Source organism: Nocardia bovistercoris (assembly GCF_015674855.1).
In the GTDB taxonomy this organism is placed as follows: Bacteria; Actinomycetota; Actinomycetes; order Mycobacteriales; family Mycobacteriaceae; genus Nocardia; species Nocardia bovistercoris.
Genome location: NZ_JADMLG010000001.1, coordinates 362020 through 384988 on the forward strand (window position 1 = coordinate 362020; position 22969 = coordinate 384988).

General features: G+C 68.0%; 18 protein-coding genes. 3 read left to right on the forward strand and 15 right to left on the reverse strand.

Translation table 11 applies throughout. The annotated features are described in order from the left end of the window. Positions 1-434: 434 nt before the first annotated feature. From IT779_RS01660 to IT779_RS01705, 10 genes are all read right to left on the reverse strand, one after another. Complete coding sequence (locus IT779_RS01660; RefSeq protein WP_196147752.1) at positions 435-1478, reverse strand: NUDIX hydrolase; 1044 nt, start codon at positions 1476-1478, stop codon at positions 435-437. Further along, a complete protein-coding gene (locus IT779_RS01665) occupies positions 1478-2602 on the reverse strand; it encodes a glycosyltransferase family 4 protein (protein ID WP_196147321.1) in 1125 nt (374 codons plus the stop codon). The genes IT779_RS01660 and IT779_RS01665 overlap by 1 nt, the downstream gene beginning before the upstream one ends. After that, positions 2599-3558 (reverse strand): phosphatidylinositol mannoside acyltransferase, encoded by a 960-nt coding sequence (locus tag IT779_RS01670; protein ID WP_196147322.1) that lies wholly within the window; start codon positions 3556-3558, stop codon positions 2599-2601. The genes IT779_RS01665 and IT779_RS01670 overlap by 4 nt, the downstream gene beginning before the upstream one ends. Positions 3559-3595: 37 nt before the next feature. Then, complete coding sequence (gene pgsA / locus IT779_RS01675) at positions 3596-4288, reverse strand: phosphatidylinositol phosphate synthase (protein WP_196147323.1); 693 nt, start codon at positions 4286-4288, stop codon at positions 3596-3598. A 40-nt stretch (positions 4289-4328) separates the two neighbouring features. Further along, complete coding sequence (locus IT779_RS01680) at positions 4329-4892, reverse strand: HIT family protein (RefSeq protein WP_196147324.1); 564 nt, start codon at positions 4890-4892, stop codon at positions 4329-4331. Then, positions 4889-7000 carry a threonine--tRNA ligase gene (thrS, locus tag IT779_RS01685; protein WP_198428039.1) on the reverse strand — a complete coding sequence of 704 codons (2112 nt, stop codon included), beginning with the start codon at positions 6998-7000 and terminating at the stop codon, positions 4889-4891. Before thrS ends, IT779_RS01680 begins: the two co-directional genes overlap by 4 nt. Positions 7001-7078: 78 nt before the next feature. Beyond that, positions 7079-7717: a (2Fe-2S)-binding protein gene (locus IT779_RS01690; protein WP_198428040.1), complete on the reverse strand. Its 639-nt coding sequence runs from the start codon at positions 7715-7717 to the stop codon at positions 7079-7081. Further along, positions 7690-8121 (reverse strand): TIGR02611 family protein, encoded by a 432-nt coding sequence (locus tag IT779_RS01695; protein ID WP_196147326.1) that lies wholly within the window; start codon positions 8119-8121, stop codon positions 7690-7692. Before IT779_RS01695 ends, IT779_RS01690 begins: the two co-directional genes overlap by 28 nt. 62 nt (positions 8122-8183) lie before the next feature. Continuing rightward, positions 8184-10424: a solute carrier family 23 protein gene (locus tag IT779_RS01700; RefSeq protein WP_196147327.1), complete on the reverse strand. Its 2241-nt coding sequence runs from the start codon at positions 10422-10424 to the stop codon at positions 8184-8186. Positions 10425-10742: 318 nt separating this feature from the next. Further along, positions 10743-12947: a SulP family inorganic anion transporter gene (locus IT779_RS01705; RefSeq protein ID WP_196147328.1), complete on the reverse strand. Its 2205-nt coding sequence runs from the start codon at positions 12945-12947 to the stop codon at positions 10743-10745. Positions 12948-13148: 201 nt separating this feature from the next. Between IT779_RS01705 and IT779_RS01710 the strand changes: the two genes are divergently transcribed. After that, positions 13149-14135, forward strand: coding sequence for a hypothetical protein (locus tag IT779_RS01710; protein WP_196147329.1), 987 nt, complete (start codon positions 13149-13151; stop codon positions 14133-14135). 234 nt (positions 14136-14369) lie between these two features. Here the strand turns inward: IT779_RS01710 and IT779_RS01715 are convergent, their stop codons facing one another. The 3 genes from IT779_RS01715 to IT779_RS01725 all read right to left on the reverse strand — a co-directional run bounded on the left by IT779_RS01715 (position 14370) and on the right by IT779_RS01725 (position 18349). Next, positions 14370-15968, reverse strand: a complete 1599-nt coding sequence (locus IT779_RS01715; RefSeq protein WP_196147330.1) for a carboxylesterase/lipase family protein — start codon at positions 15966-15968, stop codon at positions 14370-14372. Between the two features lie 303 nt (positions 15969-16271). Beyond that, the gene (locus tag IT779_RS01720; protein ID WP_196147331.1) at positions 16272-16937 is read right to left on the reverse strand and encodes an SGNH/GDSL hydrolase family protein; all 666 of its coding nucleotides are present in this window, start codon (positions 16935-16937) and stop codon (positions 16272-16274) included. Between the two features lie 2 nt (positions 16938-16939). Next, positions 16940-18349: an MFS transporter gene (locus IT779_RS01725; RefSeq protein WP_196147332.1), complete on the reverse strand. Its 1410-nt coding sequence runs from the start codon at positions 18347-18349 to the stop codon at positions 16940-16942. Positions 18350-18489: 140 nt separating this feature from the next. Between IT779_RS01725 and IT779_RS01730 the strand changes: the two genes are divergently transcribed. Next, a complete protein-coding gene (locus IT779_RS01730) occupies positions 18490-19119 on the forward strand; it encodes a TetR/AcrR family transcriptional regulator (RefSeq protein ID WP_196147333.1) in 630 nt (209 codons plus the stop codon). A gap of 215 nt (positions 19120-19334) precedes the next feature. Here IT779_RS01730 and IT779_RS01735 read toward each other — a convergent pair whose 3' ends face one another. Both IT779_RS01735 and IT779_RS01740 read right to left on the reverse strand, forming a co-directional pair. Further along, positions 19335-20051, reverse strand: a complete 717-nt coding sequence (locus IT779_RS01735) for a zinc metalloprotease (protein WP_196147334.1) — start codon at positions 20049-20051, stop codon at positions 19335-19337. Next, positions 20048-21241, reverse strand: a complete 1194-nt coding sequence (locus IT779_RS01740; RefSeq protein ID WP_196147335.1) for a trypsin-like serine peptidase — start codon at positions 21239-21241, stop codon at positions 20048-20050. Before IT779_RS01740 ends, IT779_RS01735 begins: the two co-directional genes overlap by 4 nt. Here IT779_RS01740 and IT779_RS01745 point away from each other — a divergent pair. Beyond that, complete coding sequence (locus tag IT779_RS01745; RefSeq protein WP_196147336.1) at positions 21240-22967, forward strand: hypothetical protein; 1728 nt, start codon at positions 21240-21242, stop codon at positions 22965-22967. The genes IT779_RS01740 and IT779_RS01745 overlap by 2 nt on opposite strands. Positions 22968-22969: the final 2 nt, after the last annotated feature.

Below are 22969 nucleotides of genomic sequence, written 5' to 3' on the forward strand. Positions count from 1 at the left end.
GGTCTGGTCGAATCGGCGACCGAGACGCGCGTCACTCCGACGAACGACGCGATGCGTGCGGCGCGTCACCTCACCATGGTGACGCCCGCCACACCGGCCCCCCGCAATCGCGGAGCGAATACGCGTGCCCGGCAGCGGATTCGCGCGATCCGAGGACCGGATCAGAGCGGCGCGACGACCAGCAATTCGGCCCAGTACTGCGCCTGCGCGGGACCGAGTATCGGCAACAGGAAATCGAACAGCAGATACGACATGAACTGGCTACCTCCACACCTCACGGGATCCACCGGCACGGACGAAGCCCGCCGATGCCGGACGATCCGGGTTCACCCTGTTCCCATGGCTACCCGCGCGACCACGATCCAGTCACGAAGCTAGCACGAAGGTGAAACACATCACAGTGATCCGGCCGCGGCTCTCGACGGCGCGGACGCTCACCGAATCGAACGGACCTCGGGTTCCGCGCCCCCCGACGCCACCGCGACGGCCTCGGCCAACAACTCGTCGAGGTGATAGGGGTAGACGGTCTCCCCCGACGCGTCGAGCTCCCTGATATCGGCCGACTCGCACCAGCGGTGCCCGGTGATGGAACGCCGCTCCACCGCCGTCCGATTGCCCGCGCGCGGTTCGAAAGCGGGCACCCGCAGCACGAAGAACAGTTCCTCGGAACGAATCAGCTCGCCGTCGAACGGGAACACCGCGACCCGGCGCCACACCGGACCGCGCAAGGTCTCGGGATCGGCGGTGTGCCCGGTCTCCTCCCACAGCTCCCGCACCGCCGCGCCGCGCAGGCTCTCCCCCGGCTCGACACCGCCGCCGATGGTGAACCAGAAGGACAGGTCGGGATTGCGCGGATCGTGACCGCGCATCAGCAGCACCCGGTCGCGTTCGTCGAGCAGCACCACCCTGGCCGAGGTGCGGGTGGTGTCGACGGCCAACCCCGTCGACGCGGCCGGGGTCACCCGCTCGGTGATCTCGAAATACGTTGGCAGCGGCGCGGTTCCGCCCAGATGCAGCACGCGCACCGGTCGGCGGGTGCGCAGGGCGAGGGTGTCGCGCACGGCGTCGTTGTGGAAGCGGCGCGCGATCAGCACCCTTGCCTCGGCATCGGCCAGCTCGGCCACCAACTGTGGACGCAACTGCGCGATATCGACCGCCGAGAGCGCCACCGACAGCTGGTTCTCCGTGGTCTCGCGTTCCGCCCGCTCGGCCCGTTCGGCCCGATCGGCCAGCGTCGTGAGTCGTTTGGCCTGCTCGGCCACCTGCGCGTCGGAGACCGGTCCCGCGATCGCCATGGCCACCGCGCGCGCCACCACCGCGCGCCGCGCCAGCGCTGCTTCCAGCGCGTGCCAGGACTGGTCCGAGCGCACATGCAACCGGTCGAGTCGGTTCGCGGTCGAGTACGCCCACATGCCGATGGCGACGATCACCGCCGCGATCAGCGCGAGGACGAGGACCGTGGTCGCGGAGAACGTGATCATCCGGCCGCCCGCACCCGCACGTCGCCTACGGTGACCGTCTCGTAGACCCGCAGGATCTGCTCGGCCACCACCGGCCAGTCGTATTCGCCGACCACCCGCGTCGCGGTGCGCACCAGTTCGGCGCGGCGCCGCTCGTCGGAGAGCACGCTGTCGACGGCCTCCGCCAGCGCCGTCGAATCCCCCACCGGCACAAGCACTCCCGCCGTTCCGTCGCGCAGCACTCGGCGAAACGCGTCCAGTTCGCTGGCGACCACCGGCGTCGCGGCGGCCATCGCCTCGATCAGGATGATGCCGAAGCTCTCACCACCGAGATTGGGCGCCACGTACACGTCGGCGCTGCGCATCGCGGACGCCTTCTCCGCGTCGGAGACCTGGCCGAGCAAGCGCAGGTGCCGTGCCAGCGGACCGGCCTCGCGGCGCAACCGCTCCTCGTCGCCGCGACCGACGATCAGCACCTCGAGTTCGGGATGCCTGCGCACCAATTCGGGCAGCGCGCCGAGCAGCACCGCCATCCCCTTGCGCGGTTCGTCGTAGCGCCCGAGGAACAACACCGAGCGACCAGCGCGCGGATAGCCGGGCAGCTTCGGCGCTCGCGCGAACGCGGGCACGTCGACCCCGTTCGGAATCTCCACCGCGTCCGAGCCCAGCGCCTCAACCTGCCAGCGCCGCGCGAGCTCGGACACCGCTATCCGGCCGCTGATCTTCTCGTGATAGGGCCGCAGCACACCCTGGAAGGTGCTGAGCACCAGTGATTTGGTGGTCGAGGTGTGGAAGGTGGCCACGATCGGCCCCTCGGCGATCTTCAGCGCGAGCATCGACAGGCTCGGCGCGTTCGGCTCGTGGATGTGCAGCACGTCGAAGTCGTTGCCGTCGATCCAACGCCGGATCCTGGCGTAGGACATGGGGCCGAAGGACAGCCGCGCCACCGACCCGTTGTAGGGAATCGCCACGGCCCGCCCGGCCGAGACGACGAAATCCGGCAGCGGCGTCCCCTCCGACGCGGGCGCGAGCACGCTGACCTTGTGGCCGCGTTCGATGAACACCCTGGCCAGTTCCACCACGTGGGCCTGGACGCCGCCGGGGACGTCGAAGGAGTACGGGCAGACCATGCCTATCTTCACGGCGTCCCCTCTCCCGCCGCACCGACCGGCCCGTTCTCGATCCGGCTCCGCGCCGCCGCGATGCGCGCGCGCCGCGCGTCGGACAGATCGGACTCCCACAGCGGTTGCAGCATGTGCCAATCCTGCGGATACCGGGCGATATTCGCCGCGAACGCGTCCGCGAGCGCCTGCGTGGCCGCACCGACGCCGACGGACACGTCGATCGCGGGCTCGACCTTCAGACCCCAGTTCTCGCGGCCGCCGGACTCGCCGGTGAACCACGCGTGGACCGGCAGCAATGCCGCGCCGGTCTCGATCGCCAATTTCGCCGCACCGGCGGGCATCCAGGTGCGTTCGCCGAAGAAGGTGACCGGCACACCGCGACCGGTGAGATCGCGCTCACCCATCAGGCAGACGATTCCGTTGTCGCGCAGGCGTGCGGCCAACTGCGGGAACGGCGGTTGCGCGCCGCCGGTCAGCGCGAACACCTCGAAGCCGAGACTTTCCCGGTAGGCGACGAAACGATCGAACAGCGATTCCGGCTTCAACCGTTCCATCACCGTCGAGAAACCTCGGTAGTGCTGGACCAACCAGACTCCCGCCATATCCCAGTTCCCGGAATGCGGCAGCACGAGCAGCACACCGCGCCCCGCGGCCAATGCGTCGTCCAGGTGAGCGAGCCCGTCCACGTGATAGTCGATCTTGCTGTGATCCATCGACGGCAACCGGAACGCCTCACGCCAGTACCGGGCGTAGGAGCGCATACTCGCGCGCATCAACTCCGCGGGCACCGCCTCCGGCGCGATGCCGAGCACCCTGGCCAGATTGCGCCGCAACTGCGCCGGACCGCCCTTGCGCACCATCCGGTCGGCGCCGAAGTCGAAGAGTTTGCGCGCCGTCGGCTCGGGCAGCGCCCGCACCAGTCGCCAGCCCGCCGCGTACCCGCGATCGGCCACGGCCGGACCGAATCCGCTCATCCCCCGCGACCTCCCGTCACACCGATCCCCGGCGCTCTCACGACGGCCGGTCCGCCTGCCCGGCGCCGCTGCTCGCACTCGGCGGCGGTGCGGGCGCGATCAGCTCGCGGGCGCCGTGCGAGCGGCGCACCGCCGAAATCCGCTGCACCACCGTCACGATGCTCAGCACGGCCAGAACCCACATCGCCACGTGGACGGCCCAGGTGAGCCATTCGATATCCCAGTATCCCCCGATACCGGTGAAACCGGCGCCGACGAGCACGATCACGAGCCGGTCGGGCCGCTCGATCAGGCCGCCGTCGGCGGAGAGCCCGCTGGCCTCCGCGCGCGCCTTGGCATACGAGATGACCTGCGAGGTCACCAGCACCACCAGCGTCGCGAACAGCAGCGCTCGATTGTTCTCGTGGTAGACCGCCCACCAGGCCAGCCCGCCGAAGATCGCGCCGTCGGCGAGCCGGTCGCAGGTCGCGTCGAGGACCGCGCCGTAGCGGGTGCCGCCGCCCCTCGCCCGCGCCATCGCGCCGTCGAGCATGTCGAACATGACGAACAACCAGATCACCATGGTTCCCCAGAACAGATGTCCGCTCGGGAACAGGGTGACCGCGGCCGCGATCGACGCGGTGGTGCCGAGAACGGTCACCGCGTCGGGGGTCAGTCCGGTCTTGACCAGCGCCTTGCCCAGCGGCGCTGTGGCTTTCGCGAACGTCTCGCGGCCGAGGAAGCTCAGCACGACCGGTCGGTCCCCCGCCGGGCGCGACCGAACACCGCGCTCATTCCGTCTCCTTCCAGGCCGCCGCTAGTAGCGCTCGCGTCTCCCGGAGCAGTTGCGGCATGACCTTCGCCCCGCCGATGACGGTGATGAAGTTCGCGTCACCGCCCCAGCGCGGCACGATGTGCTGATGGAGATGATCGGCTAGCGAACCGCCCGCCACCCCGCCGAGATTCAGACCGACGTTGAAGCCGTGCGGTCTGGACACACTCTTCATGACCCGGATCGCACGCTGGGTGAACGCCATCAACTCGCCGCTCTCGGCCTCGGTGAGATCCTCGAGGTCGGCCACCACGCGATACGGGACAACCATCATGTGTCCGGGATTGTAGGGATACAGGTTCAACACCGCGTACACGAGTTCGCCGCGCGCGATGATCAGGCCGTCCTCGTCCGACATCCTCGGGATGTCGGTGAACGGATGGCCGGTGGAGTCGGCGGACGGGCGGGTCGATGCGGCCTCGGCGATATAGGACATCCGGTACGGGGTCCACAGGCGCTGCAGCCGGTCCGGCTCGCCCGCGCCGCGATCCACGATGCCGTCGGCCTGCGTGCGCTCGCTCATATCCGCTCCGCCGACACGATCTCGAAACCCTCCGCGGTCGGCGAGGCATTCCTGCGCTCGCCGATCCAGGCGACGACGGTGGCCACCGCGTCGGCCACCGGAACCCCGTTGACCTGGGTGCCGTCGCGGAACCGGAAGCTCACCGCGCCCGCGTTCACATCGCGCTCGCCCGCGAGCAACATGAACGGCACCTTCTGCGCGGTGTTGTTGAAGATCTTCTTCTGCATGCGGTCGTCACCGCGGTCCAGCTGCGCCCGCACCCCCGCGTCGCGCAACCGCTCGATCACCCGGTCCAGATGCTCGGCGAAGGCCTCCGCGACCGGGATGCCGACCACCTGCACCGGCGAGAGCCAGGCCGGGAAGGCGCCCGCGTAATGCTCGGTGAGCACGCCGAAGAAGCGTTCGATGGAACCGAACAGCGCGCGGTGGATCATGACCGGACGCTGTTTGGTGCCGTCGGAGGCCGTGTACTCGAGGTCGAAGCGCTCGGGCAGGTTGAAGTCGAGCTGGATGGTCGACATCTGCCAGGTGCGGCCGAGCGCGTCCTTGGCCTGCACCGAGATCTTCGGGCCGTAGAACGCCGCGCCGCCCGGATCGGGGACCAGGTCGAGTCCGGAGGCCGAGGCGACCTTCGACAGCGTCTCGGTGGCCTCTTCCCAGATCTCGTCGGAACCGACGAACTTCTTCGGGTCCTTGGTCGACAGCTCGAGGTAGAAGTCGTCGAGGCCGTAATCCTTCAGCAGATCGAGCACGAACCGCAGGGTGTCGGTGAGCTCGGAATGCATCTGCTCCTTGGTGCAGTAGATGTGCGCGTCGTCCTGGGTCATCCCGCGCACCCTGGTCAGCCCGTGGACCACGCCGGACTTCTCGTAGCGGTACACCGAGCCGAATTCGAACAACCGCAACGGCAATTCGCGGTAGGAACGCCCGCGGGCGCGGAAGATCAGGTTGTGCATCGGGCAGTTCATCGGCTTGACGTAGTAGTCCTGGCCGGGTTTGCGAACCGTGCCGTCCTCGTTCAACTCCGCGTCGAGGTGCATCGCCGGGAACATGCCCTCGCGATACCAGTCGAGATGTCCCGAGACCTCGAACAGATGCCCCTTGGTGATGTGCGGGGTGTTCACGAACTCGTAGCCGGCGTCCACGTGGCGGCGGCGCGAATACTCCTCGAGCTCCTTGCGGATGATGCCGCCCTTGGGGTGGAACACCGGCAACCCGGAACCGAGTTCGTCGGGGAAGCTGAACAGGTCGAGTTCCAGACCGAGTTTGCGGTGGTCGCGGCGTTCCGCCTCGGCGAGCAGGTGCAGGTACTCGTCCATGGCCTCCTGGGATTCCCAGGCGGTGCCGTAGATGCGCTGCAGATCCTCGCGATCCTGATCGCCGCGCCAGTAGGCGGCCGAGCTGCGGGTCAGTTTGAAGGCGGGAACGAACTTGGTGGTCGGGATGTGCGGGCCGCGACACAGGTCGGCCCAGATCCGTTCTCCGGTGCGAGGATCCAGGTTGTCGTAGATGGTCAGCTCGTTACCGCCGACCTCCATCACCTCGGGGTCGTCGATACCCGACTTGTCGCTGATGAGTTCGATTTTGAACGGCTCGCCCGCCAATTCGACCCTGGCGTCCTCGACTTCGACCACGCGGCGCGAAAAGCGTTGCGCGCCTTTGATGATCTTCTTCATCCGCGATTCCAGCCTGGCCAGATCCTCGGGGGTGAACGGCCGCTCGACCTGGAAGTCGTAGTAGAAGCCGTCCTTGACGGGCGGGCCGATGCCGAGCTTCGCGTCGGGGAACTCCTGCTGCACCGCCTGGGCAAGCACGTGCGCGGCGGAATGCCGGATCACACTGCGCCCGTCGGCGGTGTCGGCCGCGACCGGCTCGACCTCGACATCCACGTCGGGGGTCCAGGACAGATCCCGCAGCGCGCCCTCGGCGTCGCGCACCACGACGATGGTCTGCGGCCCCTTCGTGGCCAGACCCGCTTCCCGCACCGCGGCGCCCGCCGTGGTACCCGCCTGCACCCGGACGAGGGCGGCTTGGCTGATCGGGGTCGAGGTGGTCACGGCGGCGCACTCCTTGGCGTTTCGTTGGCGGGTCCATCCCGCGCGCGTCATCGACCGGGAACGTGTTCGCCCCGGCGCGACCATGCTAACCGTCCCGCCGCGCGGCGCACTCACGCCGTACGGGTGTGCTCAGTCTCCCCCGGCCAACTCGCGCAGCATCGACAACCGTTCCTCGGCCGGACGCTTCGGGCAACTGGTGCACATATCGCAACCGGGCGCCTCGAACACCAGACAGCACGAGATTCGCCGGACGAAGGTGCGCGCACCGACCTCGACGAACCGGGGCGCGGGCAGTTTGCCGCCGACCTCGCGCGCCAGCCGTACACCGGCCGCCGCGTCACCCGCGTCGAGCGCGCGGTTGCCGATGGCGTCGGCGGTGACGGCCCACAGCGATGCGACGCCCGCACCCGACACCTCGGCCACCGCGGGGATCACCGCCTCCAGCGTCGCCCGCAGGGCCGGGGCCGCCGCATCGGCGGATTCGGTCCCCGGCAGCACACGAACCCGTTCGACGCCGCCGTCGGGTCGCACCTCGCAGTCGAGGCGATCCAGCGCGGGCACGGGCGCGGGCACGCCGTCGACATACGCCCGGGCCAACTGCTCGACCAGCGCCGAAGCCACCATGCACCACCACAGCGTGCCCGCCACGCGCGGCGTCTCGGTCCCCCACGACCGCCCCATCTCCGCGATGCGTTCGGCCAGCCACTCGGGCCGGGTCATGGCTTCCCCGTGCACCGAGTTCACCACGCGAGGGGACTGCGCAACCATGTCGATTCCACTCCGATCCAGCCGCCGACGATTCCGAATGTTCCCAAAACCCACAGTGTGGCGACGACGAGGACCGCCGTCGCCGCCGCCGCGCCGACCCGCACGAGCAGGCCGCGCGCGGTGTACCAGGCCATGACCTGCCGGTACCGGTCCCGCAACCAGCCGAGCGCATGCCGCGCCCACGCGAATTCGGTGGCGAGGATGCCGAGTCCGGCGAAGACGATCGCCCAGCCGGGTCCGGGGTAGGGAATCGCGAGGATTCCCACGATCAGCACCGCGATGCCCGCGACCGCGACCCCGATCCGGTAGGCGAAGTTCAGCGTAGGCCGCCGCGCGACGGCCGCGCGGAAGGCGCGCACGCCCGCCGGGCGTTTCGCCGCGGGAGGATCGACCTCGGTACTCATTGCGCCAGCCTACGGACCCCGCGCCCGCCCCGGCGCGCGGCGAGTCGGGGCGGGCGCTCGGGTCAGACCAGTTCGGCCGTCGCGGGTCGCGCGCCGTCATCGATGGCGGCGATCCCGTCGACGGTGACCTCGATGACCCTGGCGCTGGCGATGTCGAAGAACAGGCCCGACACCGTGACGCCGCGTTCGGCCACGGCCGCGCGGACCGCGGGATGGCGGTGCAGGGTCTGCAACTGCACGGCCACGTTCACCATGCTGAGCTGGTCGACCGCGCCGAAGCCCGCCGCCTCGGCCGCGACCGCGACCGGATGTCCGACCCGGAACTGTTCCAGGCTCGGCCCGGCGTGCGCCAGCCAGGTGCCGATGCCGGGATCGGCTTCGGCCCCGGAATGCAGCGCGGCCATGGCCCCGCACGAGGAGTGGCCGCACACCACGATCGAGCGCACGTTCAATTCCCGCAGTGCGAACAGCAGCGCCGCCTCCACCGAGGCGTCGCCCTCGGTGGGCACCAGATTGCCGACGTTGCGGACGGTGAACAGGTCGCCGGGGCCGCTGTTGGTGATCACGTTCGGCACCACGCGGGAATCGGCGCAGGTCAGGAAGAACGAATCCGGGTCCTGACGGTCGCGAAGCTCGTCGAGGTGCGGTCGAACGACGTGCGCGTGGCTGCGGTGGTAGGCCGCGACGCCCGCCGCGACCGGGTCGGGATGCCGGTCCTCGCGCCGCCACGGGCCGAGGATCTCGTCGAAGACCGCGCGGCCGAATCCGCGCGATGGCGGGCCCGCGGTCGCGTGCGCCATGCGGGCGCTGCCGATCTCGACGAAGTCCACGCTGCCGCCGTTGCTCTCCTGCTGGCGCACCCAGTCCTCGATGGCCTCGAAGGCGGCGTGGTCGAGGAAGTCGACGGTCATCTCGACGGTGACGTCGGCGTCGCCGGGCACCTTGGCGAATTCGGCGGACAGGCGCGGCAGCGCGAGGAAGGTGCACGACCCGTCGATGGTGACCAGCCAGCGCTGCGAGGCCGGGATCGGCGTGGCGACGATGGCGACCCGCACCACCCGCCACAGCAGCAGCCCGAAGGCCAGCGCGAGGCCGATCATGACGCCCTCGAGCAGGTTGAGGAAGACGACGCCGAGCACGGTCACCGCGTAGACCAGCAGGTCGCCGGTGCGCCGCGCGAGTTTGATGTGGGCCAGCTTCACCAACTGGATGCCGATCACGATCAGCAGACCCGCCAGCGCCGCCTTCGGGATCTGTTCCACGATCCCGACCAGCGCCACCGAGAACAGCAGCACCCAGACGCCGTGCATGACGGCCGAGGCGCGGCTGCGCGCGCCCGCGGTGACATTGGTGGCGCTGCGCACGATCACGCCGGTCACCGGCAGGCCGCCGACCAGGCCGGAGAGCACGTTGGCCGAGCCCTGGCCGATGAGTTCCCGGTCGAAGTTCGTGCGCGGACCGGTGTGCATCTTGTCGACCGCGACCGCCGAGAGCAGGCTCTCGACGCTGGCGATGAGCGCGATGGTGAGCACCATGACCGCGACCGCCGACCAGCCGCCGTCCGGTATCCGCGGCAGCGCGATGGCATCGAACAGCGAACCGTTGAGCACCAACTTCTCCGCCTCGATGGGCAGCACCATGGCGAGCACGGTGGCCACCACGATCGCGACCAGCGGGCCCGGCACGACCCGCGCGCGGGCGGGCACGTAGCGCCAGCCGAGCATGATGGCGATCACCACCGCGCCGACGAGCGCGTCGCCGCCGTGCAGCGACATCAGCTGTCCCGGCAGTTCACGCAGGTTGTTCCAGGCCGAACTGTGCGAGGCGCCGCCGAGCAGGACGTGCACCTGCTGCAGCGCGATGGTGATGCCGATGCCGGCGAGCATCGCGTGCACGACCACCGGCGCGACCGCCAACGCCGCGCGGGCGACGCGGCTCAGGCCGAACAGGATCTGCAGGATGCCCGCGGCGACGACGATGAAGCAGGTCACCCGCCAGCCGAACTGGTTGATGGATTCGGCGACGACCACCGTCAGACCGGCGGCGGGTCCGCTGACCTGCAAGGTGGAGCCACCGAGGGTGCCCGCGAGGATGCCGCCGATGACGGCGGCGATGAGCCCGGCGGCCACCGGCGCGCCCGAGGCGAGGGCGATGCCGAGGGACAGCGGCAGCGCGACGAGGAAGACCACGATCGAGGCGGGCAGATCGTGACGCAGTACGGATGTCAGACGATCGGATCGAGCCACGGAGGGACGGCTCCGGTGCGCTGACGGCGGCGGGGCGAGATCGTTCTCGACAGCCATGATTTTTTCTCCTTCGCCGACTCGGCGGCGCTGGGGAGCGCGCGGCTCCCTTCGGCACGGCGCCGAGATCGGTTGACGATCGACATGTCCAGCAGGGCAATGGACCGCGAACCGGCATCTCGCGGTGAAGCAGGTCTCGACGCGGCGACGAATCGAGATGTAAACCTCGTCAAGCGTATTGGTAAAGACTTAGCAAAACCTGAGAAGAGGCCGTGGAGTGCGGGAGGCCATAGCCCCGCGCGACTGTGTCCGTTCCCACACTCCGTTCGAAATGCGCCGCCGGACCGAAGGATTCGGCCCGCGACCCGAATGCGTCGCTCACACGGGTTCGACCGCCACCCGCTCGCCGTCGTCCTCGAACTCCGCGATGCCATCGACGGTCACCTCGATCACCCGTGCCGTCGCCAGATCGAAGAACAGCCCGCTCACCTCGACCCCGCGCTCACGCACCCCGCGCCGCACCGCGGGGTGCGCCGAGAGCGCCTCCAGCTGCACCGCCACATTCACCATCGCCAACTGGTCGACCACACCGAAACCGGCGAGAGCGGCCGCCGCGGCCACCGGATGACCCAGCCGCATCCGGTCCAGACTCGGCCGGGCGTGCGCCAACCAGTCATCGAGCCCGGGACCGGCCGCGACCTCGCGGTGCAGCGCGTCCATCGCGCCGCATCCGGAATGCCCGCACACCACCACCGCGCGCACCTCGAGTTGCTCCAGCGCGTAGATCAGCGCCGCCTCCACCGACACGTCACCGCCGCCCACCGGCGCGAGGTTGCCGACATTGCGCACCGTGTAGAGGTCGCCGGGGCCGCTGTCGGTGATCACGTTGGGCACGATGCGGGCATCGGCGCAGGTCAGAAAGAAGGAATCGGCCTCGCGACGGTCGTGCAGCCCGCGCAGATGCCCGCGCATCAGATGCCGGTGCCCGCGATGGTATTCCGCGATACCCGCCGCGATCGGATTCGCCGGGTCACCGGATCGCCGCCGCGGCTTGATCACTCGCTCGAGCACCTGTCGCGCGTGCCCCCGCTCGGGCGGGCCGTCCGTGGCGGCGGCCATGCGCGCGGTGCCCATCTCCACGAAATCCACCGTGCCGCCGTCGTCTTCGCGCCTGCGCGCCCACTCGGTGATGAGTTCCCATGACGCGTGGTCGAGGAAATCCACCGTCATCTGCACGGTCACCGGCACGCGATGCGGCACCGCGGCCAGTTCGGCGGTGAGTGTCGGCAGGGCAAGAAAGGTGCAGGTGCCGTCGATGGTGACCACCCAGTGCCCGTCGGCGGCGGGCGCGGCGGCGATGTTCACCCGCACCACCCGCCACAGCAGCACCGCGAAGGACAGCACGAGCCCGATCACCATGCCCATCAACAGATTCCAGAACACCACCCCGAGCACCGTGGCCAGATACACGTAGAGGTCGCCGGTGCGCCGCGCCAGCCGGATGTGCGCCAATTTCACCAACTGCACGCCGATCAGGATGAGCAGACCGGCCAGCGCCGCCTTCGGCACCTGCTGCACCACGCCCGCCAAGGCGATGGCGAACAGCAGGATCCAGACGCCGTGGGTGACGGTCGCCGCCCGGCTGCGCGCGCCCGCGTTCGCGTTGGTGATGCTGCGCACGATCACCGCGGCGATCGGCAGCCCGCCCAACAGGCCCGAGGTGACATTGGCCGCACCCTGCCCGACCAGTTCGCGATCGAAATTCGTCGGCGTCGCCGGTCGCAACTTGTCCACCGCCACCGCCGAGAGCAGCGTCTCCACGCTCGCGATCAGCGCCACCGTGACCACCGTGACACCCACCGCGAACCAGTCGCCGTGCGGCAGCGCGGGCAGCCCGATCGCATCGACCAGCGACCCGTCGAGCACCAGTCGCTCCACGTGCGTCGGCAGCAGCAGCGACAGCACGGTCGCCGCCACCACCGCGACCAGCGGTCCGGGAACCGCGCGCACCGAGCGCGGCAGGAACTTCCATCCGATCAGGATCGCGATCACGACGAGCCCGACGCACAGATCACCGCTGTGCACCGACATCACCTGGTGCGGAAGCCGAATCAGGCTCTCGTAGGACGAGCTCAGCGAATCCCCGCCGAGCAGCACGTGCACCTGCTGCAGCGCGATGATCACGCCGATGCCCGCGAGCATGCCGTGCACCACCACCGGCGCGATGGCGAGGGTGGCGCGCGCGATCCTGCTGAGCCCGAACAGGATCTGTAACACTCCCGCCCCGACCGTGATGAAACAGGTGACGGCCCAACCGAAATGGTGGATCGATTCGGCGACTACCACGGTGAGACTCGCCGTCGGCCCGCTCACCTGCACCGCCGACCCGCCGACCGCCCCCGCGACCACCCCGCCGACCGCGGCCGCGATCAGCCCGGCGGCGACCGGCGCGCCGGAAGCCACGGCGACGCCGAGAGACAGGGGAAGCGCGACGAGGAAGACCACGACCGACGCCGGTAGGTCGTGGCGTAGCAGGGCATTCAGGCGCGTCGTCGGTGCGGCGGAATCGGTGTCGGTGGACATATCTCTCCTTCGCCGCCCCGAAGAGACGGTTCATCGGTCAACATGTACTGGCATCGAAAGCGAGTGGCGATCGTGGAACACGACCCGGTGGCACAGCGGTCACCCCCGAGGGTAAAGACTTCGCAAAGCATATGAAAAGATTCAGAGCACTTCCTACATAATGCTACCGAATTGTGACATACATCACAGTTTGATTCGGCGATGACCCTCCCATTCGGCGCACGCACCCGCGTCACGAGCGACCCCGACGTTGACAGCGACGACACGGACAGATGGGATGTCCTGTTGCGCGACCATTTCCGAACGCATTCGGCCGACGAGGTGCGCGACTCCCGAGTCGGATCGCGCGCGACAGAAAGGCCCATCACCTTGCCGCAGCGACCAGCCCCGTCACCGACGCGAGGACTCGGCGTCGCGACCGCGATACTCCTCACCGAGGCGATCGTCCTCGCCCTCGCGTTCGTCTTCGCCCCCGCGCCCGCCGCGGCCGCGCGATCGGGGATGCGCTTCACCGACGAGAGCGACCTCCGCGCCGCCTTCCGCGCCGAATTCGCCGCGTACTGGAACTCCCCGCGATCCGGCTTCCCCACCGGACTGGGCGATATCGTCGACTACTGGTTCCACTACCACATCACCAAGGCGGTCATGGCCGCGCTCCTCGTGATCGTGTGCGCCACACTGGGAATCGCGCTGTGGCGAACGATGGCGAAAACCCGTCGCTCACGGTTGTTCTCGACATCGGCGGCCGCGCTCCTCACCTGCTGCGGCGCCTTCGCGCTGATCCTCACCTTGGCCAATATCCAAGGCGCGACCGCTCCTTTCGCCTCCCTGCTGCCGATGCTCACCGACACCGCGCCCGACCCACGACTCACCGACACCCTGAACCAACTCGACCAGCAACTCGCCGCGGGCGACCACACTCCCGCCCTCACCGTCATCGTCGCAGACTTCACCCGATACCACCTGGTCATGGCGGTACTCGCCGCCGCGACGGCAGTCGCCCTGTGCGTGGTCGGCGCGAAATTCTGGCGCGTCACCGCGAGGTCGGCCGCAGGACGGCGCGGACGCGGGCTCGCGGCGTTCACCCTCCTGCTGGCCGCGGCGCTCGCCGTTGTCGCCGTGGCGAATACGACCACCACGGCGGATCCCGTACCGGCACTTCAAGACGCACTCGCGGGGCGATGGTGATCACCTGCGACCGTCCCGACGCACGGTCCGCAGGCTGATCACCGGTACTCGGGCCGCTTTCGCGCAATGAACGGCACGACTCGCATCTCGACGTGCGAACAACGGCTACCCCCAAGTCCTTCCGGTCTCTCCGCGCGCCCCCGGCCTCTCCGCGTTTCTGTGACCTCCCCCGCACGTCCCTCCGGCCTTCCCGCGTCCCTCCGGATTCCGCACGTTTCCCGGCTTTCGCAGCGCTCACATGGGGCGCGCGGCCCAGAATTCGCAGTGGTGCCGGACGGGGAAATCATCGGACATGAAGCTGCCCGTCGCCCGCATGATCAGCACCGCACCGTCTCCTGGCGGCCCCGGCCACGCCGACCACGGGCCCGAACCGGGTGCGTTCGGATCGCCGGTATGCGCGAAAGTGGTCCACCAGCGCCGCATCTGCTCACCGAACACCGCCGACGCACCGGTCCACGGCAACGGCACGCCGAACACGCCGTTGAACAGATAGAACAGCTCGGCGGAATGGAATGCCCCCGGCAGCAACGGATTCCCGTCCCCGAGGGGTGCCTCGTCGAACTCGTACTGCCACACCGGATGTCCGGCGTCACGGGCGAGGCGGCCGGTCCACAGGGCCGGGCAGGCGAACAGCCCGTCGGTGATCACCGCGGACTGCGCCGCCGCCGGTGACGGATAGTCCGCGACCGGATATCGCGCGAGTATCGCGTCGGCGTACGTGCCGAACGTCCACCGGACATAGCTCTGGTAACTCTCGGCATCCGGAATCCGGCCGCGCGCATAGTCGGATTCCGCGACGAACTGCGCCCCCTCGTCACCATTGCTGCCGACGATGAGCGGAATCCGGTCCACCCGGTCCCGCAGTGCCGCCTCCAGATCCCGCGTCACGACCACACCGTCGATGACGGGAACCCACGTCGGAGTCGAGTCGTCGGACTGCCCCGCCGACGCGTCCAGCAACCTCTCGGCGGGCAACCCGCGCAGACAGGCCAGTCGCGTCGCGGGATCGCCGCATCCCACACTGTCGGCGAAGCGCGCCGAACGCGCGAACGAGTCCGCGCGACCGCCGGGAACCAACGGCGACCGCGCACACGAACCGCTCTGCACGATGGCCTTGTCGTACAGCCCGTCGGAACCCGGCGCGGCGAAATGCGTGCACACACTCCCGCCGCCCGCCGACTCGCCGAAGATCGTCACCGCCCCCGGATCGCCGCCGAAGGCTCGGGCATTGTCGCGCACCCACCGCAGCGCGGCCTGCTGATCCTGGATGCCGACCGTCCCGGTGGCGCCGCCCGACTCCGCGGCGAGCTCGGGCAGCGAAAGGAACCCGAACGGTCCGAGCCGATAATTCGGCACCGCGACGATGACATCCCCCTCGGCCACCATCCGCGTCGGCGCATCGTATTGCGCGTTCGAACCCGTGGTGTAGCCACCGCCGTGGAAGAACACCATCACCGGAAGATTTCGCCCGACCGCGCCGTCCGGCGCGTAGACGTCGATCGTCAGACAGTCCTCACCGGTCGGCCCCGCGGTGGGCAGCGCGGGCAGATACCCGTTCTGCGGACACTGCGGCCCGTGACCGCGCGCCGACCGCGCACCCGACCACCCCGACACCGGCCGCGGCGCGCCGAACCGAGCAGCACCGCCGGTGGACCCGGCAAACGGGATACCCAAATATTCGACCACGCCATCGGAGACCACCCCCGCGATCGCACCGCCGGTCACCACGACCTCGCGAGTCGCCGCGGCGACAACCGGCGACGGCGCGCCGACCACCGACAATCCGGTCACCACCAGCACACAAACCCCGAAACGAACGAGCGAACGAATCATCGGCCAACTCCTCCGACACGGCCTGCAGCCATGGGCAGCGACGAACTCTCGGCAGGTTCACCCAGGATAGTAAATCTCTGGCAAATGACTCTTGCGCTCGGCGGGGCGACCGCCACGAGGCACGCGCCGCACCTGGCGATCGGCGGCATCGATCGAAGAACGCGACCGTCGTGAGCCGTGCACCCGATATCCGTGCCGAAGAAGCCGCCGCGTCGCCGAACTCCGCCTGCACGCGCGTCGATCGACAGACGAACCCCGCACCTCTACTCGAACGTGCGCGGTCCGTCTCTTCGAGCGGCTACGTTATCCACTTCGGCTCGCGAGTTCGTGGGACAACCGCCGGACGACCTCGGTCGCCATGACCGCCTGACCCGAAGTCGAGAAGTGGATACGATCCGCGCTGACCAGGTTGTCCCGATCGTTGAACGGGTGATTCCACATGTCGACGACAACGGCGTCGTAGTCGGCGGCGACATCGCGCGTTATCTCGTTCATGTCCCGGATCCGCCGGTGCCAGTCCGGGAACGCGGGCACCACGAATGCTCGGCCGAGCGTGAAGGTCGTCAACAGCGCGCGGGCGCCCGCCGCGACTTCGTACATGTGCCGCATCGCCTTCTCGATCCGGTCGAAATCGGGATCGCGCCGAAGAATGTCGTTCGGACCGCACGGCAAGTGCAGGAGATCGGGTCCGAACTCGAGCATGCGGTCGAGTTGCCCGGACACCGTCTCGGCGGTGGTGACCCCGTATTCCGCGATGTTGAGGTACCGCGCGTCCGGACCCAACCGCCGCAGCACGTCCGCGACCCGATCGGCCCAGCCCCGGTTCGCGTATCCGGGGGTGGGATCGCCGATGCCCGCCGACAAGCTGTCGCCGACCACGCCGAACCGACGCCACGGCGCGTCGAACAGCAATGCGGCGGAGGTCGATTCGGGCAGGCAGTACAGGTCGGACTGTTCGGTCATCGGCATGGTCACGACCTCCGGTCGCGCGGCGTGATGCCCAACGCCGTCACCGCACCGACGACGGCGACCACCGCGACGAAGAGCCAGCCGAATCGGAACACGACGAGCGCCCGGTCGGCGACATCGAGCGATCCGAGGACGGCGATCAGCACCGCGACGCCGAGCACGTAGCCGAGCTGGCGGGCGGTGTTAACCACGGCACTGCCGGTCGCGGACCGCTCGGGCGGCAGATCCACGGTGGCGGCGGCGATCATGGTCGGCAGCGCGAGGCCGATGCCGATGCCGGATATCAGCCACCCCGGCAGCACCTCGACGCCGTACCGCACGGGCGTGGACGCGGTGGTCAGCACCAGCGCCACACCGGCCGCGAACAACAGATTCCCGAGCGCCACAACGACACCCACCGGCATCCGGGTAGTCAGCCGCGGGCCGACGGCGGCGAAGACCGCCACGGCGAGCGGCCCAGGAACGATGGCGAGCCCGGTTTCGACGGCGGTGAAATGCGCCACGTTCTCCAACCACATGGCGATACTCAGGAACCACGCACCGAACGCCGTGCAGAACGCCAAGACGGTGGCATTGGCCCACACGAATGTCGGCACCCGGAAAAGCGCCGGTGGCACTACGGGATTCGGATGTCGCAGGATGCGCACCACGAACAGGATCACACCGATCACCGCGACGGCCGACGCCGCGCAGAGCGCGGGCAACGACCACTCACCGGTCTTCACCAACCCCAGCGACAGCGCGCCGATCGCCACGATCACCAGCACGGCGCCGAGGATGTCGGGCAGTTCCACCCGCAGCCGCTCGCGCAGATCCGGCACCAACCGGACGGCCGCGACCCCGACCACCACCCCCACCGGGACGTTGATCAGGAACACCCACCGCCACGACGCCTCGACCAGCGCCCCGCCAACCACCGGACCGAAAGCAGCGGCCACGGAACTCGTCGTCGCCCACATCTTCACCGCTCCCGGCACCCGTGCGGGCGGCAACACCGTGAGCAGCAGACCCAGTCCGGCCGGTGTCAGCACCGCGGCGCCCGCCGCCTGCACCACCCGGAACGCCACCAACGCCCACAGCGAAGGAGCCACCGCGCAGGCCGCGCTCGCCACCGTGAAAATGCCGAGCCCGACCAGGAATCCGGCTTTGCGCCCGAACCGATCCGACAGGCGGCCCGCCGGAATCAGCAGCGCCGCATAGACGATCGCGTACCCGTTCAACACCCAGCTCACATCCGCGAGCGAACGTCCCGGATACGACGCACCGATCGAGGTGAACGCGACATTCACGACGAACACGTCGAGCATCGCGATGAACGCCGCGGCGCACACCACCCACACGATCGCCGTCGAAGGGTCCCGATTCGTCCGCGGCGCCGTGTCCACGGCCCGTCCGGCTGCTACGCCATCCATCAGCCATCCCTTCCCGTCGACACCGGTCTCGGGCTCCACACCACGAGCTCCACCCATGCGACCAAGTAAACATACGGTCGCATGTATGTATTTTTCAACCCTCCCACCCACGCCGCCGAAAACGGCATACGATCGGCTGTATGGTCGAATCCGAGCGCGGAACAGCCGAAGAGAGCACCGATCAGCGACTCCTTCGCGGCGCGAAATCACGGCGTGCGGTAACCGCACGAGCGGTCGACATCGCCTCGCTCGACGGCCTGGACGGACTCAGCTTCGGCCGCCTCGCCGAGGACCTCGACCTCAGCAAGGCGGGCATCCAGACCCTGTTCCGAACCAAGGAACGACTGCAACTCGCCACCGTCGAAGCAGCACGAGAAGCCTTCGTCGACGCCGTGGTCCACCCCGCCGCAACAGCTCCTTCGGGCGTCCCCCGCATCCGCGCCCTCGTCGACCGGTGGCTCGACTACGCCGAACAACCCCTGTTCCCCGGCGGCTGCTTCTGGGGCGCGAACATCCCGATCTTCGACAGCCACCCCGGCCCGGTCCGCGACGCCCTTCGACAACAACGACGAGTCTGGATCGCCACCCTCGCAAAACAATTCCGCAACGCCGTCACAGCGGGCGAACTCACCGACACCGACCCGGAAACCGCCGCCTTCCAGATCAGCGCCCTACTGTATGCCGTAAACCTCTCCCTGCGCCTCGGCGACGACGACAGCGTGACCCTGACCCGGCGCATAATCGACGACCTGCTCGACACCGCATCCTGATCCACCGCTCCGGCATCCGAGACCGCCACCGAACCCGCGACTCCGCCGCGCGGAATTCCTCTCGCGCACAACTCATCCACGCACCCGCGGTCCCAACGGGCACCTCTCGGATCACGAATCCGATTGCACACAGGCTATTCAGCGAAGACAGCGGCGCACCTTCGAGTTCGGCGCGCATGACGACCGGTCGGGCCGCGTCGGCGATCGCGAGTGCGTCATTCCTCCCGGAAGGGATAGAGCTGCGCTATGAAATTCTTGTCTCCAGCAGAAAGATCTGTATTCCAGGGGATTTCGAAGCCACCCGTGGTCAGCTCCGCGGGTACCGGATACTGCATGATCGAGTCGGGATCATAGGAGCTGAAATCGGTTTCCATCGGACTCTCACGGTGCAGCACATTGTGCCGAATCTGGTCATCGTCCCACCCCGACGAACGATAGTGGGCGTAAACGGCGCTTTCATCCCACGGAATCTCAGCGACGGGACTGGAATGCTCGTGCACACAACCCAATGCGTGACCGAATTCGTGGAGCACGAACCTACGTGCAAGGTCAGGAGGGTTGACGTCGGCCAAACCGCCCAGCTGCATCGTCGGCTCGGTCGGATGTATCCGCTGAGCGGCGGTCCCGATGTAGGACCAGTTGCCGGAACCGGTGAAGGTGATACGCAGTTCGGCATTCGCGTGGTCGCCGAATACGAATCGGAGGTTGGCATATTCGAGCCAGGTCCGGGCGTATCGCTCGACCAGTGATCTACCGCGGGCATCGCCATCGAGGAATCGAATACGCAACTCTTGACCGACCTGCCACTTCCGATCCCTGGCCAGCGCGAGTTCGTTTCGCGAACCGGTGACGCCGATGGCGGCCTTACCGGCGCCGGATTCGAACGACTCCCCGGGGGGATGTACTTCCACGCAGGAATGCAGTTCGGTCATGGTGTCATCATGCCACTACGGTAGGAGATCCCGAGCTCATCCAGCGCGGCGGCGGCGGCCTCGATTCGCACACCCATGTTTCGCCAGATCGTCTGCGGCCCATCCGCGCTCGGTACTACTCGGCCGGACTCACCCTTGTGGATCGCGACGACTTCCATCCTCTCGTTGCACACCGGAGAGCCGGAGGAGCCGCGGAGCGTATCGGCAAGGTAACGCACATAACGCTCGTCGACCTCCCACACGGCGAGCGGTTCGAGCGCGAACTGCTTCCTCGCACCCAACGGATGTTGAATTATGACCAGCAGATCATCGATGCACGGACCCGAGCGGCTGCCCAAGGTGAACGGCGTGCGATCGACGGGGGAAGCCAGCCGCAACACCGCCCAATCCGCCGCGGCGTCGGCGGCCACCGGCGCGATATTCACCCCACGGACCAAGGGCTTCTCCGGGGGCGACATATCCCAATCGAATTCCGCGACAGCCGTGATCACCGGCGCCTGCTGTTCCGTGCCCGCTTCGAGCATCAAGTTGTGGTGGCTGGTCAACAGCAGATCGGCGGTGATCAGGAAGCCGGTTCCGTACCCCCTGCGATCCCGCGAGTTCAGGACCAGTCGCGCGACCGCGGGAGCGAATCCGGTGATCTGCCGTGCTAATTCGACAGACATGAGACGGCTGCGCTTCTCCATCAAACGTTCGAGATTTCTGGCCACCAGTCGGCTGTCATCCCGGTGCGGCTCCTCGATATACGCGCCAACGGTGGTGAGCGCAGGCTCCGCTCCGAGCATTTCCCGAAACCGGTCCTTGAACGCTCCGGCGAGCGGCGATTGCGCGGCGTTCTCGACCAAGGTTCGCAACTTGCCCTGACTGGCCATGGTCTCGATCAGCTTGTGACACGTGGATCGGACATCATAGGCGAAGGGGAAGGTTCCCGGAACGATCCCTGCTTCCTCGGCCAGACTTTCGAGGGCCTCGACACGACGGAATCCGACCACAAGGAGGTCGCGTAGCTCGGGAGGTTCCGGTGTACTCCATGCCACTGGCAGTCTGTCGAGGAAGTTGGTCATGGGCGGCAGCCTCTCGCGCACAGCATCGATCGTCGGCGGAAATCCGAGGTTACCGTTTGTTCGGGAACCGGGTGACGCGAGTTGCTTCATCCGCAGGCGCACGGAATTCAGGTAGAACAGGGTCATGTCCCGGAACCAACCATCCCGTCTGTGGACCGATGCCGAGCTCGAACAGCTCCGAGACCAGGTGCTGCTGACAGCCCGCGAATACCGGGAGCCGGACAAGATCAGGGAACTGGTGAGCAAGTTGCCATCCGGCCACGACCTCGACGCGGATACGAAGTGGAACGGGACTGCGCGGGAGATCTGGCGCGATGTCCTCACCAATGCCAATAGCCGCGGCATTGTCGATGACCTTCTGATCGTAGTCGGCGAGGATCCACTGAGTGTAGGGATTCACAATGACCTACGGCTGTTCCTCGACCGGTTGTACAGGGAAAACGTCGAATCCGATTCAAGACCGGCGGCGACTGCCACTTTCGATGCCTTTCGAATACCGGCGTCGTACCGAAGACAATCGGCAGGCATTCAGTACCCGCCTGTTCACGAACATTTGCGCTGCCGCCTGGACGTTCGCATAGGACTACGCCGCGGCCCACACGTCACTCTGGTAGCGGATGCGGCCGACAACGATCTCCGCAGCGCCCTCAACAGGGTCGAGGACCGTCTGTCGCGCTGGGATGTACCGCGGTGGGTACCGCGTACCTGGTGGTCGATGGTGGCCCACTCCGCGCCGCCGACCAATACCGACGAACTGGACCATCATCTGGTCACCGAGTCCGCCGACTGGCGGCGCCGAGACGAGACTGAAGACATCGGCATCGTGCTGTCATTTCCGGATGGCTACCCGATGCCATCGGCAAAGAAGTACATAGATGCCATCCGGAGTCGGGTGCCGAACGCCGCTGTGGTGGGCTGGATTCCGCGGACGCGGGCGGGAGACGCCGCCGATTCGGCAGCTGATTTGGCCGAGATGACGGGCGCGGATGAATTCCTGCTCCGCTTACCCGTGCCGCGCAGCCCGACGAATCGTGGCATGCGCCGCCCGGTGCACGACGGCGGCGCGCACACTGCTCTGGTCGCCGCTCTCTTGGAAGACGGTGCGTACGGTCTCCCCGGCGAGGACCGCGATGCCCTACCACTTCCGGACGACGCGCCGCCCCGTGGCTTCGCGCGTCAATTGGTCGAGGAGTTGAATGCCGAAGATCCCTGGAAGACGGCCGAATACGAGGTGCTCGCGGCGGTCCGTGAATTTCGACCGGATCTGTTTCCGGCATTGCTGGCCGAATGCGCCGCGAAAAGAATCGACCCGCAACGTCTTTCCTCGCTGCGCATCGCGGCGCGAACGGACGAGGACATGGACAGTTGGATCACCGCGGCGGGTGGTCGACTACCGCTCCCCGGTACGGATATTCCCTCCCGATCGATCGATCCCGCCACCGCCGACGCCGTAGTGCTCGGGCTCGTCCGGCGCGGCGACACCGCTACCGCCGGATTATGGGTTCCCTACGCGAGCGTCACGGTCGCACACGTAATCGAGGCGCTGCACAGCGGAATCGACGCGACTGCGTTCGTGCACGACGCGACAGCAGACCAAACGGTCGCTGCTATGCGCGCGAACTTCGCGTCCGCCGTCGATCTTTCGCGCGTACCGAACGGGCGTGTGCGACCGGGTTGCTGGGCGGTACTGGCCAGGCGCGGAATAACCGACGATATACGAGCATTCGTGGAACAGCTGGACGATCAGCTGCGTAGGGTGCTGGAAGGCACGGTTGCGCCATCGCTGCTCGAGGAAGAGTCGATCACTCCGCTTCGGAACGGATTCTGGCCACCGCTCGTGACGCCAGATTGACA